Annotated in this window: 14 protein-coding genes; 6 read left to right on the top strand and 8 right to left on the bottom strand. The window is 60.9% G+C overall.

Annotation, left to right across the window (positions count from 1 at the left end; genetic code table 11):
- Nucleotides 1-51: 51 nt before the first annotated feature.
- The 7 genes from E0L37_RS12615 to E0L37_RS12585 all read right to left on the bottom strand — a co-directional run bounded on the left by E0L37_RS12615 (nucleotide 52) and on the right by E0L37_RS12585 (nucleotide 8,444).
- Nucleotides 52-669: a 2-hydroxychromene-2-carboxylate isomerase gene (locus E0L37_RS12615; protein WP_133492083.1), complete on the bottom strand. Its 618-nt coding sequence runs from the start codon at nucleotides 667-669 to the stop codon at nucleotides 52-54.
- Complete coding sequence (locus E0L37_RS12610) at nucleotides 666-1,994, bottom strand: MFS transporter (protein WP_133492082.1); 1,329 nt, start codon at nucleotides 1,992-1,994, stop codon at nucleotides 666-668. The genes E0L37_RS12615 and E0L37_RS12610 overlap by 4 nt, the downstream gene beginning before the upstream one ends.
- Before the next feature lie 47 nt (nucleotides 1,995-2,041).
- Nucleotides 2,042-2,821 (bottom strand): aldolase, encoded by a 780-nt coding sequence (locus tag E0L37_RS12605; RefSeq protein WP_133492081.1) that lies wholly within the window; start codon nucleotides 2,819-2,821, stop codon nucleotides 2,042-2,044.
- A gap of 94 nt (nucleotides 2,822-2,915) precedes the next feature.
- Complete coding sequence (locus tag E0L37_RS12600; RefSeq protein WP_133492080.1) at nucleotides 2,916-3,803, bottom strand: LysR family transcriptional regulator; 888 nt, start codon at nucleotides 3,801-3,803, stop codon at nucleotides 2,916-2,918.
- Between the two features lie 231 nt (nucleotides 3,804-4,034).
- Entirely contained in the window at nucleotides 4,035-5,213 is a 1,179-nt protein-coding gene (locus tag E0L37_RS12595) for an acetyl-CoA C-acetyltransferase (protein WP_133492079.1), read from the bottom strand.
- A 94-nt stretch (nucleotides 5,214-5,307) separates the two neighbouring features.
- A complete protein-coding gene (locus E0L37_RS12590) occupies nucleotides 5,308-6,663 on the bottom strand; it encodes a solute carrier family 23 protein (protein ID WP_133492078.1) in 1,356 nt (451 codons plus the stop codon).
- A 152-nt stretch (nucleotides 6,664-6,815) separates the two neighbouring features.
- Complete coding sequence (locus E0L37_RS12585) at nucleotides 6,816-8,444, bottom strand: acyl-CoA synthetase (protein WP_133492077.1); 1,629 nt, start codon at nucleotides 8,442-8,444, stop codon at nucleotides 6,816-6,818.
- A gap of 153 nt (nucleotides 8,445-8,597) precedes the next feature.
- On the opposite strand from E0L37_RS12585, the gene E0L37_RS12580 reads away from it, so the two are divergent.
- Nucleotides 8,598-10,916, top strand: coding sequence for a PAS domain S-box protein (locus tag E0L37_RS12580; RefSeq protein WP_205655614.1), 2,319 nt, complete (start codon nucleotides 8,598-8,600; stop codon nucleotides 10,914-10,916).
- Nucleotides 10,913-11,551, top strand: a complete 639-nt coding sequence (locus E0L37_RS12575; RefSeq protein ID WP_133492076.1) for a response regulator transcription factor — start codon at nucleotides 10,913-10,915, stop codon at nucleotides 11,549-11,551. The genes E0L37_RS12580 and E0L37_RS12575 overlap by 4 nt, the downstream gene beginning before the upstream one ends.
- A 33-nt stretch (nucleotides 11,552-11,584) precedes the next feature.
- Here E0L37_RS12575 and E0L37_RS12570 read toward each other — a convergent pair whose 3' ends face one another.
- A complete protein-coding gene (locus E0L37_RS12570) occupies nucleotides 11,585-12,430 on the bottom strand; it encodes a LysR family transcriptional regulator (protein WP_133492075.1) in 846 nt (281 codons plus the stop codon).
- Between the two features lie 103 nt (nucleotides 12,431-12,533).
- On the opposite strand from E0L37_RS12570, the gene E0L37_RS12565 reads away from it, so the two are divergent.
- Genes E0L37_RS12565 through E0L37_RS12550 form a run of 4 tightly spaced genes read left to right on the top strand, consistent with a single transcriptional unit; the run spans nucleotide 12,534 to nucleotide 16,747 of the window.
- Nucleotides 12,534-14,276, top strand: coding sequence for a sulfite reductase flavoprotein subunit alpha (locus E0L37_RS12565; protein ID WP_133492074.1), 1,743 nt, complete (start codon nucleotides 12,534-12,536; stop codon nucleotides 14,274-14,276).
- Between the two features lie 10 nt (nucleotides 14,277-14,286).
- Nucleotides 14,287-15,984, top strand: a complete 1,698-nt coding sequence (locus E0L37_RS12560) for an NADPH-dependent assimilatory sulfite reductase hemoprotein subunit (RefSeq protein WP_133492073.1) — start codon at nucleotides 14,287-14,289, stop codon at nucleotides 15,982-15,984.
- Between the two features lie 14 nt (nucleotides 15,985-15,998).
- Nucleotides 15,999-16,325: a DsrE family protein gene (locus E0L37_RS12555; RefSeq protein ID WP_133492072.1), complete on the top strand. Its 327-nt coding sequence runs from the start codon at nucleotides 15,999-16,001 to the stop codon at nucleotides 16,323-16,325.
- A gap of 8 nt (nucleotides 16,326-16,333) precedes the next feature.
- On the top strand, nucleotides 16,334-16,747 hold the full coding sequence (locus E0L37_RS12550) for a DsrE/DsrF/TusD sulfur relay family protein (protein ID WP_133492071.1): 414 nt from the start codon (nucleotides 16,334-16,336) through the stop codon (nucleotides 16,745-16,747).
- Nucleotides 16,748-16,752 lie beyond the last annotated feature (5 nt).

The raw sequence follows: 16,752 nt of genomic DNA, 5'->3' as shown, positions 1-16,752 counted from the left end.
TGGAGAGGATACCGGGTGCGCTAGCGGCATCGCCGCTAGCGCGCTGTACTCCTACTCACTTCTTCCCATTGCCGCCTCCACAGCCTCCTCCAGCATCTCCAGGCGATCTTGTCCCCAAAAGAGTTCTCCCTGAAAAACGTAAGACGGAGAACCAAATACCCCGGCACTCACCGCTTCATCGGTATAGTAACGATACACATCGGCAATATCGCTTTGTCTGGCCAGAGAGATCAGACGACCACCGTCCAATCCCCTCTCATTCAAGATATCAAGCAATGTCCGCTCCGAAGAGATATCCCGGTCTTGGCACCACTGTGCATGGAGAATCGACTTATACAGTGGTCCCACCGGGAGTCCCTGACGGTCGGCGGCAATAACGATGCAAGACGCCAGATCAGCATTCGGGCACATGAAAGCAGGTTGCGCGTTAATCGATATTTTCAGCTTGCGACACCACCGCTTTAATTCCAATACACGATAGGCCCGCCGCTCGGGTGAACGATCACTCAGGAGCTGCCCTCCTGTTCTATAATAAATATTGGGCAAATCAACTGGTTTGTATAACACCCGTATATTTTGCCGCTCTGCCAGAGCTTCCAGACGATCCGCACCAAGATAGGCCCAATCCGAGTTCATCCAGAAGTAGTAATCGATGGCCTCGACTTTCATGCACCCACTCCTTCCGTTATACGATCCGGTATGACAAACCGCCCTGGACCGTGCATCAGGAACGAGCAGACTACGGCGATGGCTCCGAGTGCGCTCAGATACCAAATAATATAACGAGGGTCACCGTCACCAAGGCCAAGTAAAGACGTCGCCATAATGGGAGCCAACCCACCGCCAATGGCCCCCGACACCTGAACGGCAATGGAAATACCGCTATAACGCACTTCCGCGGGAAATTGAGCGGAGAACAAGCCGCCTTCGGGACCGTACAGAGATGAATACACGCCACCAATTGCGATCACTACGGCCAGCGTGATGTAAGTCACTTCCAGGGTTTGTAACAGGGAGAAAAACACTGGCGAAAAAAGCGCTATTCCAACAGAGCCTCCCATGAAGATCCATTTATAGCCTACCCGATCCCCCAGCATCCCGAATAATGGAATGAACACCAAGGCCGCGAAGGCGCCCCAAATAGTGGCATCCAACATAATCCCGCGCTCCAACCCCAGCGTACTGGTAACATAGGTAAGCGCAAAGGTAACTACCGTGTAGAACCAGGTAACCTCCGCCAAGCGTCCTCCCACCACAACGAGGACCTCCTTCGGGTAGCGCCGCAGGACTTCCAATGCCGGCACGTCCACCTTGTTGCCCTTCTCTTCCATTTTTTCGAAATCCGGCGATTCAGCTACCTTCACCCTGATGAACCACCCAATCAAAAGCAATACGACGCTAGCCAGGAATGGCAGTCTCCATCCCCAACTCAACATCTCGCTTTCTGGCAGGGTGGCAACCAATCCCATGGCGAACGATGACAGGATCAGACCAGGAGCAACGCCGGCTTGGGGCAAGCTACCGAAGAACCCTTTCTTACCCTGAGGTGCGGATTCCACCGCCATTAGTACGGCCCCGCCCCACTCGCCTCCCACGGCGATGCCTTGCAGGAAGCGCATCAGAACCAACAGGACGGCGGCCCAATAGCCGATATCTTCATAGGTGGGAATAAGACCGATGAGAATAGTGGGAATACCCATCAGGAACAGTGTAATGAGCAACATGGATTTGCGCCCGACCCGATCACCAAAATGACCGAATATCAAACCACCGAGAGGACGGGCAAAGAACCCCACCGAGTAGGTGGCAAACGCGGCTAAAGTACCCATGAGGGGATCAAATTCAGGAAAGAATATTTTATTGAAGATCAAAGCCGCCGCGGTGCCATAGAGGAAAAAATCGTACCATTCAATGGTTGTTCCCATCATGCTGGCCAGTCCGGCGGTGATATATTGGCGGCGAGTGCGAGCCGCCGCCGGCGTATGCGTAGTCATTTTAGTGTCCTTTATACGTTGTTGTTGTTTTCAAATGAGTGCCGAGCTCATTTCGACGGCAATGGAGGAATGCCGTGTGTCTGTCGGGCCCAGTAGTTAAAAGTAGCGTTGACGATCGATGGTTTGAGTAGGTAATCGTGGGCTTCACGGGCAAGTTCGTCGTCCACTGGAGTCAGCGGCCCGAATACTCGCGCCCTGACCTGCATTCTGGCGGCCCGTTCCAGATAAACGGACAGGTAAGTCGCTTCTTCGCAGGACACGCCGGCGGTTAAATAGCCGTGATGGGCCAGGATAATCGCCTTCTTGTCCTGGATGGCTTCGGAAATAATTACCCCTTCCTGATCAGCGATGGGCACGCCAGGCCAGTCCGCCAAAAAGGCGCAGTCATCGTGCAAAGGTGTCATATCCATCTGTGAAATCACCAACGGCTGCCTCGCCGCGGCAAGGGCCGATGCCCAGGGTGAATGGGTATGAACGATAGAGTTGACGTCCGGCCGCGCATCGTAGACCCAAAGATGGAATCGGGTGGCTGGATTCGCCATTCCCTCTCCCGTCAGAGTATGTAGATCACGATCGACCTCTATGAAATCATCGGGAGTGGCCTCATCGAACCCAAGCCCGAACCTGAGTGTCCAGTATGCACCTGGACGTTGCGAGCGAACGCTTATCTGCCCCGCCAAACCGGCTTCTTGTTCGGTCATCGCCAGGATGCGGCAAGCATAAGCCATGGTTTCTCGAACATCGCGCTCCACGCCATGGAGATGCTGCTCCATTTCCTGCGTCGCTCGCTGATCGAAATAGGATTTTTCTCTAAGGGAGGAATTCATGCTGACTCCTTCGTACATTGATAATCAGGAGTCAGTATCGGAGGACTATATTTTCAGAGCCATGGAGTGAGAGTCATACCAGCTATTCCATGATTTATGTCAATTGCCTGCATATGCGTAACGCACATTGCAGAAGGTCCTCCGCCAGAGGCAAGGATGATCGTTTTACCGGACTGATAGCTACGACCTTTCGGCGCAGCAAAGGATTGACTATCCGGACTTTTCGAAGCTGGTAATCAGCAAGCAGCGCATCCGGAATACGCCCAGGAAGGATGCAAGCACCGACGTCCGACGAAACCAGCTTCAACATAGCGTCAATAGTTTCTGCTTCCGCCACATATACCGGTTTCAGCCCCCCGCTTTGCAGCATACGCCGAAGCGCATAATGTGACGGGAAGCCAACAAGCCTGAGATCCACATCATTCAGATTGATACTGCCATCAACACCGAGGGCGGACTTCTGATGAGTGATCAAGCACATGTCATCATCGAATAAGGGTTGGGAGTTCAAGGAACGGGACGCCACAACGGAGTCGTAGACGAAGCCCAAATCCGCTTTTCCGCTTTCCACCAGCTCCACGACTTCGGGTGAGCTCCGCCCCAGCAGTGACAAATTGACACTGGGGTGTTTGCTAACAAAGCTCGCCACCACATCCGACATGAAGTAATAGCTCAACGTATGCACCGTTGCCAGGCGCACGGTGCCCCGCGTGATGCCGTGCTCTTGGCGAATGCCATCCACGGCCTGATCGATTTGTTGATAAGACAGCTTGAGAACTCCGTACAGCTTCTCGCCAGCTTCGGTCAGCGCCACACCACGGCCGGTTCGAGTGAACAGGGACTTTCCCAGGCCCGTCTCCAACGCCGCCAGCTCCTTACTGATCCATGACTGCGTTCGATTTAGCTTTTCAGCGGCTTTGGAAAGTGACTTGAGTTCCGCGATGTGAACGAAACAGCGGAGTTGCCGGTCCGGGGTATCCATGAATCTCCTATTACAGGTATTGGGAGTCCAGGATGAGTCTATGTCAGAAGGGAACGTGTAGGCCAATCCCCCATGATTGAGCCCTCGCCTCCGATCTGCTTTGTGGATATACAAAACATTGACCGGGGCGAGGAGGGAATCGAGAGGCTTGCTAACGTTAAAAGGAAGGAATGACAATTATTCCTTGCGTCGAGTGCGGTAGCCGATAGCCGCCACCGCACTCGCGTTCGATCAGCGTTCCACCGCCAGGGCCACGCCCTGACCACCACCGATGCACAGCGTGGCGAGACCACGTTTGACGTCGCGGCGCTGCATTTCATGCAGCAGAGTGACCAGGATACGGCAGCCGGACGCGCCGATCGGGTGTCCCAGAGCGATGGCGCCGCCATTCACGTTGACCTTCTCCGCGTCCCACTCCAGTTCCTTGCCCACCGACAGCGCCTGGGCGGCGAACGCTTCATTGGCTTCGATCAAGTCCACCTGATCCAGAGTCCAGCCGGCCCGTTCCAGACAACGGCGGGTGGCGGACACCGGGGCGATGCCCATGATCGCCGGGTCCACGCCAGCGCTGGCCTGCCCGGCCAGACGCGCGAGGATCGGCAGCCCCAGTTCCCTGGCGCGGGCTTCGCTCATCAGCATTACCGCCGCACCACCGTCATTCAGTGTGGAGGCATTACCCGCGGTCACCGTACCGTCCTTCTTGAACGCCGGACGCAAGCCGGCCAGGGTCTCCGCGGTGGTGCCGGCGCGCGGTTGCTCGTCGGTGTCGAATACCTTCGGGTCCCCCTTGCGCTGGGGAATCGTGACCGGCGTGATCTCATCCTTGAAGCGGCCGCTTTCGATGGCGGCCAGCGCCTTGGCCTGGCTGGCGGCGGCGAAGGCGTCCTGCTCCTCCCGGGTAACACCGTACTTCTCCGCCAGGTTCTCGGCGGTGATGCCCATGTGGTAGTCGTTGAAGGCATCCCACAGGCCGTCCTGGATCATCGAATCCACCAGCGAGGCGTGGCCCATGCGCAGACCAGTGCGGGCCTTGGGCAGCACATAAGGCGCCAGGCTCATGTTTTCCTGGCCGCCGGCGATGATGATATCGGCTTCCCCGCAGCGGATTGCCTGGCTGCCCAAATGCACCGCCTTGAGACCGGAACCGCACACCTTGTTGATGGTAAGCGCCGGCACCTGCCGCGGCAGGCCGGCGTTGATCGCGGTCTGACGCGCCGGGTTCTGGCCGGCGCCAGCAGTGAGCACCTGGCCGAGGATCACTTCGCTGATCCGGTCCGGCGCCACCCCGGTATCCGCCAGCAGTTTGCGCACCACCGCTTCACCCAAAGCGGTGGCGGGCAGATTGGCCAGGGAACCCTGAAAAGCACCGACCGCGGTGCGGGTGGCGGCGACGATGACCACGTCTTGCATAATGTCTCTCCCGGTCACGCCGGGCCGGGCCCGGCGGAATGATGAAAATTGGCCTCGCATGATAGCTTGATCGGGGCGGCGCGTCCCGGCCTGCTCACTCGGCGGCGCCGGCCTGCTTCCAGCGGCCCAGCAAACGCGGCCGCTCCAACGCCAGGTAGAGAATGACCCCGGCCGCCAACCCCCAACCAGCGCCATAGACCGCCAGCACCACGCCCATGGTGCCGGCGATGCCCCGCTCCAGGTTGTTGTTGAGCTGCTCGAAACCTACCATCAGGCAGATATAACCGGTCAGAATCAGCGTCAGCGACAAGGCGATCGGTAGTACCGGCTGGAAAAAACTGACCAGCGGCAGCATGAACAGCGCCAGGAAGCCGGCGATCCAGAAAGTCCCGGCACCGCTGTAGATCGAATCCATGGCGTCCCGGCCATATTTATAGCGCTCGGCCATGGTGGCCCCCACCGCCGTCCACAGCGGCCCGGCCAGCCCCGGATAGGGAGCGAAGAAAGCATGCAGCGCGTTGCGGATGGCGGTCACCAGATGAACCCGGTCCAGATCAATTTCGATCACTTCGTCACTGCGTAATTCATCCGCCCGCTGCATCAGCGATTGCCCGACGATGATATCGCCAAAAGCGATCACGTAAGCGATCACCGCCGTGGGCACCGCGTACAGGAACACCTTGGCGTCCGGTAATCCATGAGCGAACGGCAGATACTGCCAGAGCTGAGCAAAGGCCGGGCGGGTAATCCCCCATTGCAGCTCCGGCATTTTGTATTCGCCCACCGCGATACCCACACCGATGGCCACCAGCATGCCTGGCACCATGCCGTAATTGACGATCTTGCGCGCCAGCGGGAACTGCTTCACGTACTCCTGAAACGACGCCGAGAACATGAAGTAAAGGCAGATCAACCCGCCCACCACTAGCGAAATCGGAGTATTGGCGACCCGACCGCCCTCGCTGATTTCACCGGTAATAGCGGCGATGCCGGCGCCGATGATAATCCCCGCCTTCATCGAGTTGGGAATGATGCGCACCAGCGTACTGCCCAGGCGGGTGACACCGAGGATCAGGAAGATCAGGAACACCAGGAATTGCAAGGCGAACAGGCCCTGGATCGCCTCGGGCCCTGGCTCGAACTGACCGAGGTACAGCACCACCACCGGGATTGCCGGGGTGATCCAACCCGGCACCAGCGGCACGCCCAGCAGCGCCGGCAACATGAAGCCGATGCCACAAATCACCACATAGGCCAGTGCCACGTCATAAGGTAATCCCAGGTGTTTCTGCAGCAACGGGATCATCGCCAGGCTGACCACGAACATGATCAGTGCCTGAATCATTTCCGCCATTTCCCAGCGGTAATGAACGAACGGTAAGCGGATTCGGAAGGGCCCCAACGGCCAGCACGGTTGCTGCTCGCCGTCTTTGCGTTGATACATTTGCATTGTGGTTCTCCTCGACCGGCGAGCGCCGGCAGGGTCATTGTTGTTGTCGGAAAGCTTGCTACCGGAAACGCCGGGCGGGCCCCGGCTATCGGGCCTTACTCAAAAAAACCCCGCCCCGGCGGCTTGCTGAGTGCGCCGGAGCGAGGCAAAAGCTACAGGTTCCTCGCCCACTCCCGTAGTACATACTTCTGGATCTTGCCGGTGGAAGTCTTCGGCAGATCCTGAAACACCACGGTCTTGGGTACTTTGAATCCGGCCAGATGTTCACGGCAGAAGCCGATCACATCCGCCCCGGTGACGGCGGTGTGCTCCTGCCCGGCCTTGAGGGTGACGAAGGCGCAAGGCGTCTCGCCCCATTTTTCATCGGGACGCGCCACCACCGCCGCTTCCAATACGGAGGGATGGCGGTAAAGCGTGTTCTCCACCTCGATGGTGGAAATGTTCTCGCCACCGGAAATAATGATGTCCTTGAGGCGGTCCTTGATCTCCACGTAACCGTCCTCATGCCACACCGCCAAGTCACCGGTATGGAACCAGCCGCCCTCGAAGGCTTCGCAGGTGGCGTCTTCGTTCTTCAGATAACCCTTCATCACGGTATTGCCGCGCATGAAGATCTCGCCGATGGTTTCACCATCCTTGGGAACCGCCCGCAGACTCTTTGGGTCCGCCACCATCACCCCTTCCAGAGTCGGGTAACGCACACCCTGGCGGGACTTGATCGCGGCGCGCTCCTCCAACGGCAACTCATCCCAGTGGCCGTGCCAGGCACAGACGGTGACCGGCCCGTAGACTTCGGTCAGGCCGTACACATGGGTGACGTTGATGCCCATTTCCTCCACCGCTCCGATCACTTTGGCCGGCGGCGCCGCACCGGCGGTCATGGCGTTGACCGGATGATCAATGGCGGCCTTGGCCTCATCCGGCATGTTGATCAGGGCATTGAGCACAACCGGCGCACCGCACAGATGAGAGACCTGATGCTGACGAATCAGCGTCAGAATACGCTGCGGATCAACCCGGCGCAGACACACATGCACGCCAGCCTGGGCGGTGATGGTCCAGGGATAGCACCAGCCGTTGCAGTGGAACATGGGCAGCGTCCACAGATACACCGGATGCAGCCCCATGGACCAGGTGGCCTGGTTGCCCAGGGAATTCAGGTAGGCGCCGCGGTGGTGGTAAACCACGCCCTTGGGATCACCGGTGGTGCCGGAGGTGTAGTTGAGGGAAATGGCATTCCACTCGTTGTCCGGCCACTGCCACGGGAACTCCGGGTCCCCCTCGGCCAGGAAGGCCTCGTAATCCAGCTCACTGACCGGCTCTCCTTCACCGTATTCGGGATCGTCCACATCGATCAGCAGCGGTGGCGTCTCCAGTTTGGCCACGGCGTCACCGATCACTTGATGGAATTCGCGATCCACGATCAATACCTTGGCTTCGCCATGGCGCAGCATGTAGGCGATGGCGTCGGCATCCAGACGGACATTGAGGGTATTGAGAACGGCGCCGATCATCGGTACGCCGAAGTGGGCTTCCAGCATAGCCGGAATGTTCGGCAACATCGCCGCCACGGTATCGCCCTTGCCGATACCACGGCCGGCCAGGGCCGAAGCCAGCCGCCGGCAGCGCCGATAGGTTTCCCGCCAGGTGCGCCGGATATCACCATGGATCACCGACGGATAATCGGGGTACACCGCCGCGGTACGCTCAATAAAGCTCAGCGGGGTCAGGGGAACATGATTGACTTCGGTGGGCGAAAGGCCCTGCTCATAAATGGACATAATGACCGTCCCGTGGTTGTTCGCGGTATTCTTCGGGTAGAGTTACCAGCATAAGCCTGCAACTACGAGGCGCATTTATAGACCATAAAGAACAAATATGGAAATAAAACCAGAGTCTTATAGTATTTTTACTAGATCATTTCTATTGAGCCCATGATGGACCAGGACAATACCTTTCCCCTGTTGCTACGGAACTGGCTGCGATTGCAGCAGGACCGCATGCCCCGTTCCCAACGCGCCGCCGGCTTGTGCCGGATGATGGCGTCTACCCCGGAAGTGCGGCGGGCTTTCTACCTGTTCTGGCAGGCGGATGCCGGGGTTTACGACGACGCGGAAGGCCAGGCCGGTCTGCCACCAGGCCCCGGCGATCCGTTCCTGGCTTCGGATCATGCCTTGCACCAACGGCTGGCCGGAGAAACAGCGCTATCACTGAGCGAGTTGCGCGTCCTGCCCTGCTGGCTCGCCGGCCGGGTTCGACGCGCCGCTCTGCACCATGGCGCGATTCTGCCACTGTCGCTGGATGACGACAGCCCGGGCCTGCTGCTGTTGGAATTGTCCCCGCACTGCGGCAGCCAGTGGCTGCTCTCGCTGGCCGCCATGCTCAATCAACTGGCCCGCCCATTACCCCACCGGGAGGGGGCCTTTGCACTGCTCAGCAACGACCCCCAACTGATGGCGGTGCTTGATAATCACGGCCAGGCCGTCGATACCAACCACGCTCTGCAACAATGGCTCGGTGAACACCACATCGACGCCGGCACGTGCCTGCCAATCAACCACCAGGCCCTGGCCACCGCCTGCCTTTCCCAGGGCCGCGCCATCGTTGATGTGGAAGCGCGACTCGGTGATCGCATTTTACTGTGGAGCTTTATTCCCGACCTGCCTGGCCAACGCATCCTGGCCCGCGGCCGTGACGCCACCGAACAGCTACGGAACGAAAAGGCCGGCAACCGCGCCCGCCGCTTGTACCGTCTGATCACCGAGAACACCACTGATTTGATCTCGCGGCACACGCCGGACGGCGTTTTCCTTGACGCTTCGCCAGCCTCCTGGGGCTTGTTGGGCTACTGGCCGGAACAATTACGCGGCACGGCGGTGCGGACGCTGTTTCATGAACAGGACCGGGAGCGGTTGCAACAACAGGCCAAGGCGGCGCTGGAGGAGTTGGGTTATCACACCATGACCTATCAGATCCGCCACCGGCGCGGCCACTATCTGTGGTTCGAGACCGCCAGCCATGCCATCCGCGAGACCTATACCGGCGCGGTGGTGGAGGTGGTCAGCGTCACCCGCGACATTACCGCCCGGGTCCGGGCGGAAGAAAACCGCCGCCGTCTGGCCGAAGTAGTGGAAGCGAACACCGATCTGGTGCTGTTCGTCGGGCTCGACGAACGCCTCACCTACGCCAACCGTGCCGCTCGTGAGGCGCTGGCCATCGGCCCGGATCCGTGGCCGGATCTGGCCGAGTTATTCGCCGCCGAGGACATCCGGCGGCTGCGCGAACAAGGCTGGAACAGCGCCCGGGAACAAGGGGTGTGGACCAGCGAGGCGCAACTGCGCGCCGGCGACTCCGGCGAATCCTTTCCAGTATCCCTGGTACTGCTGGCCCATCGCGGCGCGGGCAACGACCAGTACTATTCCCTGGTTGCCCGGGATATGACCGAACGGGCCCTGCGCGAAGCCCAGCAACGCCGCCATCAGAATGAACTGGCGCAAAGCAGCCGGTTGATCGCCATGGGCGAACTGGCCTCCGGCATCGCCCATGAAATCAACCAGCCGCTGGCGGCGATCAATAATTACGCCGCGGCCAGTCTGCGCCACCTTCGCTCGCTCCAATCACCTGTCCACGACAGTCCAACCGAATACGACCCGGCGTCCGCTGCCGGGCCGAAAATCGAAAAAGTCGCCCAGGGTTTGAATCGTATCAGCGAACACGCCCACCATGCTTCGGAAGTGATCCGGCGGCTGCGCGCGTTTCTCCGCAAAGGTCAGCGGCGCCTGGAAGCGCTCGATATCAACACGGTGGCGAATCAAGCCATTCACCTTTGCGCCTGGGAAGCGGAGAGCCATCGTATTACCATCGCCAGACAGTTTGCCGTGGACCTGCCGCCACTGTACGCGGACCGTATTCTGCTGGAACAGGTGCTGGTAAATCTGCTGCGTAACGCGCTCGACGCCAATCGCGAACGCTGGCCGGAGCAACCCTCCGAAATCACCGTCGCCACCCTGCGCGCACCCGACAACTTCCTGGTGATCCGCGTCATTGATCAAGGCGCCGGTGCCGACCCCGAGACACTCAAGCATATGTTCACGCCGTTCTATACCAGCAAACCCGACGGCCTGGGGCTGGGATTGTCCATGAGCCGTTCAGTCATCGAAGGGCTCGGCGGTGAATTGAATGCCCGTTTGCTCGAACACGGACTGGAGCTGTACTGCCGGCTGCCGCTGGCCCATAACGAGGAGACCCCATGACCACCGGCACACAAATCGTTTACGTGGTGGACGACGACCCCGGCATGCTGGAGTCCACCGTCTGGCTGTTGGAGTCGGTCGGTCTGGACGCCCGCCCGTTCACCAACGGCGGCGACTTTCTCGAAGCCTGCGTATCGGGAGCCAACGCCTGTGTGCTGCTGGACGTCCGCATGCCCACCCTGGGCGGACTGCATGTACAGCAGGCGATGAAGGATCGCGGGCTGGACTACCCCATCATCTTCGTCAGCGGCCATGCCGACGTGCCCATCGTGGTGCGAGCGTTCAAGGCCGGCGCCGTGGATTTCATCGAAAAGCCCTACAACGAACAACTGTTGCTGGACAGCGTGCAGCAGGCGCTCAATAGTGAACGCAAAGAGGATAAACAGGCCACCGGCCGGCAACAGGTGGATGAAAAACTGGACACTCTCACACCCCGTGAGCGGGACGTGCTGCTGCCACTGGTCAAGGGCTACACCAACCGCGAGATCGCCGCGCAATTGGACGTCAGCGTCAAAACCGTGGATCTGTACCGGTCGCGGGTGATGAAGCGAATGGGCGCCGAACGCCTGCCGGATCTGGTCGGCATGGCGGTGGCCGCCGGGCTGGTGGATCCGTTGCGATTGCGCGTGCCATGACGCCATTCGCGGCCAGGATCGCTCCCACGGAGGTTACGCTGACCACTCGGCGCTTTCCTCCGCCACCGCCCGCAACACCCGAAAGGCCTGATCCAGCAGCGGGCCGTGTTTCCCCCGGGCGCGGGCGAGGTACACCGGATAGGTGAATTCCGGCGCATCGGCGACCCGTTCCAGCGTCCCCTCGCGCAGATGAGGCTCGGCCACGCGGGTACGAAAATAGCCGCTGCCCCCTTGCTGCAGCAGAAACTGAATCGCCAGCGGACCGAAATTCGCGGACACCGGCGAGCGCGCCCGCTCCGGCAAAGCGACGTCGTGCTGCTTGCGAAAATCCGCCCCCCAGTCCACGTAGACATAGGGCTCCTCGGTGCGGACCGACCGCACCAGGATCAGTTTTTCTTCCAGCAGTTGCTCCACCTGCAACCCCGGCCAGTAAGCGGGCCGGTGCACCAGCGCCGCGTCCAGTACCCCCCTTTCCAGGCGTTCCTGCAACGCTTCGCCGTCGTGCACTTCGGCACGAGTGGCGACATTCGGGTGGTGCTGACGCAAGCGGGTAACCCAGTTCAGCAGCAGCGGATTCCACAGACTGGTTTCACCACCCAGCACCAGCATATCCTCGGCCCCATCCGGCAACGGCAACTCCCGCCTCGCGGCTTCCCAAGTACGGACCAACTGACTGGCATGCGGGGTGAAGCGTTCACCATGGGGCGTGAGCCGGGCCCCGGCCCGATTGCGCACGAACAGCCGGCAACCCAGTTGCCCTTCCAGGTTATGGATGCGGGCGGTCACCGTGGTCTGGGTGATGTGCAGACGCTCGGCGGCGGCCATGAAACTGCCGGTACGGACAATCTCCAGAAACGTTCGGGCCAGATCGATATCCATGATTTATATCAACTTCTTTGAATTTAAACCGCATTCTATTTCATTATTTCTATTCAAAATACGTCCCCATACTGTCGGTCCACGTTGAAGTACGGAGCCGGAGATGACGGCGCACGCCACACCGCCCCCTTTTTCCGACCCTCAATGGCGCCAGGTCCGACAATTACTGGGCGCCCTGGACGAGCGGCAACGCTGGTGGCTGAGCGGCTATCTCACCGCCACCGGCACAGCGCCGGACACCGCCGCGGCCAGGACGGACGCTCCGCATCCGGTGCTGATCGGCTACGGCACGGAAACCGATAACTGCCGGCAACTGGCCAGGCTGTTGAGCGAACGTTGCGGAGCCGCGGGCATCGCCACGGAAGTGATTGATCTGGCCCGGTTGCGGCCCCGGCAACTGGCACGGCGCGATCACCTGGTGATCATCACCGCCACCCACGGCGACGGCGACCCGCCGGAACCGATCCAGGCGTTTTATCAGGGCCTGATGAGCGACGATGCTCCAAAGCTGGACAACCTCAAATTCGCCGTATTGGCCCTGGGAGACAGCAGCTACGAGCGCTTCTGTGTCACCGGTCAGGAGTTCGATCAGCGTCTGGAGGCGCTGGGCGGCGAACGGCTGATCGCCCGGCAAGACTGTGACGTGGACTTCGAACAGCTGGCCCGGGACTGGATCGCCCGCCTGTTGGAAGCATTGCCCAAGACCGGAAACACGGACGCGGCGCCGGGCCCATCGCCGGCCCCGGCCTCCAGCCCTTTTCGCTACGACAAACACCATCCGTTGACGGTGGAGGTGCTGGTCAACCAGAACCTGAGCGCCGCTGATCGCCGCCAGCCGATACACCATCTGGAGTTGGCCCTGGATCAAGCAATTCCGGACCTGCTCCCCGGCGACGCCGTCGGTATTCTCGCCGACAACCCGCCCGAGCTGGTGGCGGCGGTGCTGGACGCCTGCGAGCTGTCCGGCGAGCAGCCGGTGACCCTGGACGGCGACGCCCAGCCCCTGGTGCAGGCCCTGCGCCAATCCCGGGATCTGACCATCGTCGGCACCGGTTTTCTCACCTTCTGGGCGGAACACAGCAATGCCCCGGCGCTGAAAACGCTGTGCGAAGCGGAGAGCCGGGAGCAGCGGGCCTTTCTCCGCCAGCATCAACTGCTCGATCTGCTCAGCCAGTATCCGGCACATGCGCCGGCCCAGGCTCTGGTAAACGCCCTGCGTCCCTTGCAACCCCGGCTCTATGACGTGGCCAACAGCCTGGCGGAGCTGGACGACGAGTTGCACCTTACCATCAAGGCGTTCCGCTATCCGTTCCGGGAACGGCACGAACAGGGTATCGCCTCCCGCTATCTGCTGGATTTGCAGCCCGGCGACCCGGTGCGGTTGTACCCGCATCGCAACACCCGTTTCCGTCTGCCGGATGACGACGCTCCGCTGATCCTGATTGCCGAAGGCACCGGCATCGCCCCTTATCGCGCTTTCCTGCAAGCGCTGTCACAGCGGCCTCAACGCCCGCCGTGCTGGCTGGTGTTCGCTGAGCAGCGTTTCGAAGAGGACTTTCTTTATCAGCTGGATATTCAGCAGGCCCACGCGGATGGCGTGCTGGAACAGGTGGATACGGTGTTTTACCAGGACCGCCCCGGCGCCAGCCTGATCGATCCGCTGCTCAACCAGATCGATCGTCTGGCCAGTTGGATCGAACAAGGCGCGCATCTCTACCTGTGTGGCGACAAGGGTCGATTGAGCGACCTGGAGAACAGCTTGAAAACCGCTCTGGACCAGCGCCAGGGAGACGGCGCCTGGAAGCAACTGGGCCGCAACAAGCGCCTGCACCGCAACCTGTATTGAGGAGACCGTGATGAGCGATTCCCGTCCCGATCTCAGTCAGCCGGTGGAACGACTGCACGAGAACGAACAACTGAAAGCCCGCAGCCGCCATCTGCGCGGCACCATCGCCGAGGGGCTCGACGACCTGCTCACCGGCGCGGTGCCCGGGGAAGACCCACTGCTGATGAAGTTCCATGGCATCTATCAGCAGGACGACCGCGACCGCCGCGCCGATCGCCGCCAGCGCCGCCTGGAACCGGCTTACCAGTTCATGGTGCGCCTGCGTATTCCCGGCGGTGTGCTGGACAAGCGCCAATGGCAGGGTCTGGACCGTCTTTCCCGTCTCTACGCCGAACGGGGCCTGCGCATCACCACCCGGGGCACCGTTCAGTTGCATGGTGTGCGCAAATCGCAGCTGCGCTCGCTGATTCAAGGACTGCGGCCGTTAGGGCTGGACACCATCGCCGCCTGCGGCGACGACAGCCGCGGCGTGGTGTGCGGCGCCAATCCGTACTTGTCCAAAGCTCACGAGCGGGTGCAGCAGCTGGCGCGGATCACCAGTGACCGTCTGATTCCGAAAACCGGCGCCTATGCGGACATCTGGCATCAACAGCCAACGCCGGTGAGCGACGGCGAGGAGCCGGTCTATGGCAAGCTGTACCTGCCACGCAAATTCAAGGTCGGCTTCGTGCTGCCGCCAGTCAACGACGTCGACATCCACGGCCAGGATCTGGGCTATATCGCGGTGGTGAACAAAGGCGATCTGATCGGCTTCAACGTCTGTGTCGGCGGCGGCATGGGTCAGTTGGACAACCGCGAGGACAGCTATCCCCGTCTGGCGGAGGAAATCGGTTTTATCGAGGCGGACGAGGCCCCCGCCTTCGCCGAATTGGTGATGAGCATCCAGCGCGACTTCGGTGATCGTCAGGATCGCCACCGGGCCCGTTTCAAATACACCCTGGATCGTCTCGGCCTGCCCTGGTTCCTGGAAGAACTGGAACGCCGTCGTGGCCGCCCGCTGGAGCCGGCCCTCGGCGTCCACTTCGACCACAACGGCGATCGACTTGGCTGGCAGCAGGGCGACGATGGCCTCTGGCACGCCACGCTCTATGTGGAAAGCGGCCGCGTGGACGATGCCCTGCGCACCCAACTGGGCGGCTTTCTGGAACAGTATGGCGGCCGCCTGCGGCTAACCACCAACCAGAACCTGCAGTTGACCCATATCGAGACGCACGAGCTGGAACAGGTGCAATGGCGCCTTGAAGACCTGGGACTGGATTGGCGCCTCGATCCGGAAGCGCAGGCCGCCCATACCCTCAGTTGCGTGGCACTGCCGACCTGCGGCCTGGCCATGGCCGAGGCGGAACGTTACTTACCCACGTTTCTGGAGCGCTTCCAGCGGCTCAAGGGCCAATACGGACTGCGCGAGGAACCCATCACCCTGCGTCTGACCGGCTGCCCCAACGGCTGCGCCCGGCCTTATCTGGCCGAGATCGCCCTCACCGGCCGCGCCCCAGGGCTGTACAACCTGTATCTGGGCGGCAGCTTTCATGGCGACCGGCTGGCGCAACTGTACGCCGGCAACGTGGACGAAGAACGCTTCCTCGCGTTGCTCGCGCCCATGTTCGAACGCTATGCCGGCCAACGCCGTGATGGCGAACATTTCGGTGACTTCCTGCTGCGCAAGCAGCTGCTGGAAGAACGTCCGCTGACTTCCCTTTCTTCCTGATCCTGGAGACGTCCATGTCCGACTATCTGTTCATCCAAAGCCAGGACCCGTTTACCGAGGTCCGCTGCGCGGCGCAATACCGATTGGCCCGTCAGCTCCGCGAGGCTGGCCATCAAGTTGCCGTTCTATTGGTGCAGAACGGCGTCGTGCCCGCCCGCCGGGATGCCCGCGATGGCGCTTTTGACACTTTGATCGCCAGCGGTGTCGCGGTCAGCGCCGATGGCTTCTCATTAAAGCAACGGGAAATCGAAGCCTCGGATTTGAAAGCCGACGTGGCGGTGGGCGATGTCGGCGATGCCATCGACGCGCTGCTGGCCGGCGCCAAAGTGATCTGGAACTAGGAGGACCCATGAACAACCCGAAAACCCTGACCTTCGCCTTCATGGATCCACCCTTCGAAAGCGAACGCACGGTGACCTTCTTCCGCCTGCTGGATGCCGCTCTGGAGCGTGGCGCTTCGCTGCGAGTCTTCGCTTATGAGGGGGCCGTGGCCCTGGCTTTCGCCAGACAGTCCCCTCACGGCAACGCGGTGCACGGCCGTGACGCGGCGGAAGAAGATCATCCGCTGACCCGGGAATGGATCCGGGCGCTGCAAGAAAAAGCCGCCGCCAAAACGTTGAGCTTCGAGTGGATAAACTGCGGTCTGTGCGTGGACGAACGCGGCGTCAATGAGGTGATCGACGGCTGCGGCCGGGGCGGCCCGCCGGACCTGTGGCGCTACGCCAGTGACGCCTTCAATACCCTGACCATCGGCACGAGGTAAGCGCC

The sequence above is a fragment of the Alcanivorax sp. 24 genome (assembly GCF_004360225.1).
Classification (GTDB): Bacteria; Pseudomonadota; Gammaproteobacteria; order Pseudomonadales; family Alcanivoracaceae; genus Alloalcanivorax; species Alloalcanivorax xiamenensis.
The sequence above is the reverse complement of the archived record's forward strand: the minus strand, read 5'-3'. Positions and strand labels throughout refer to the sequence as shown.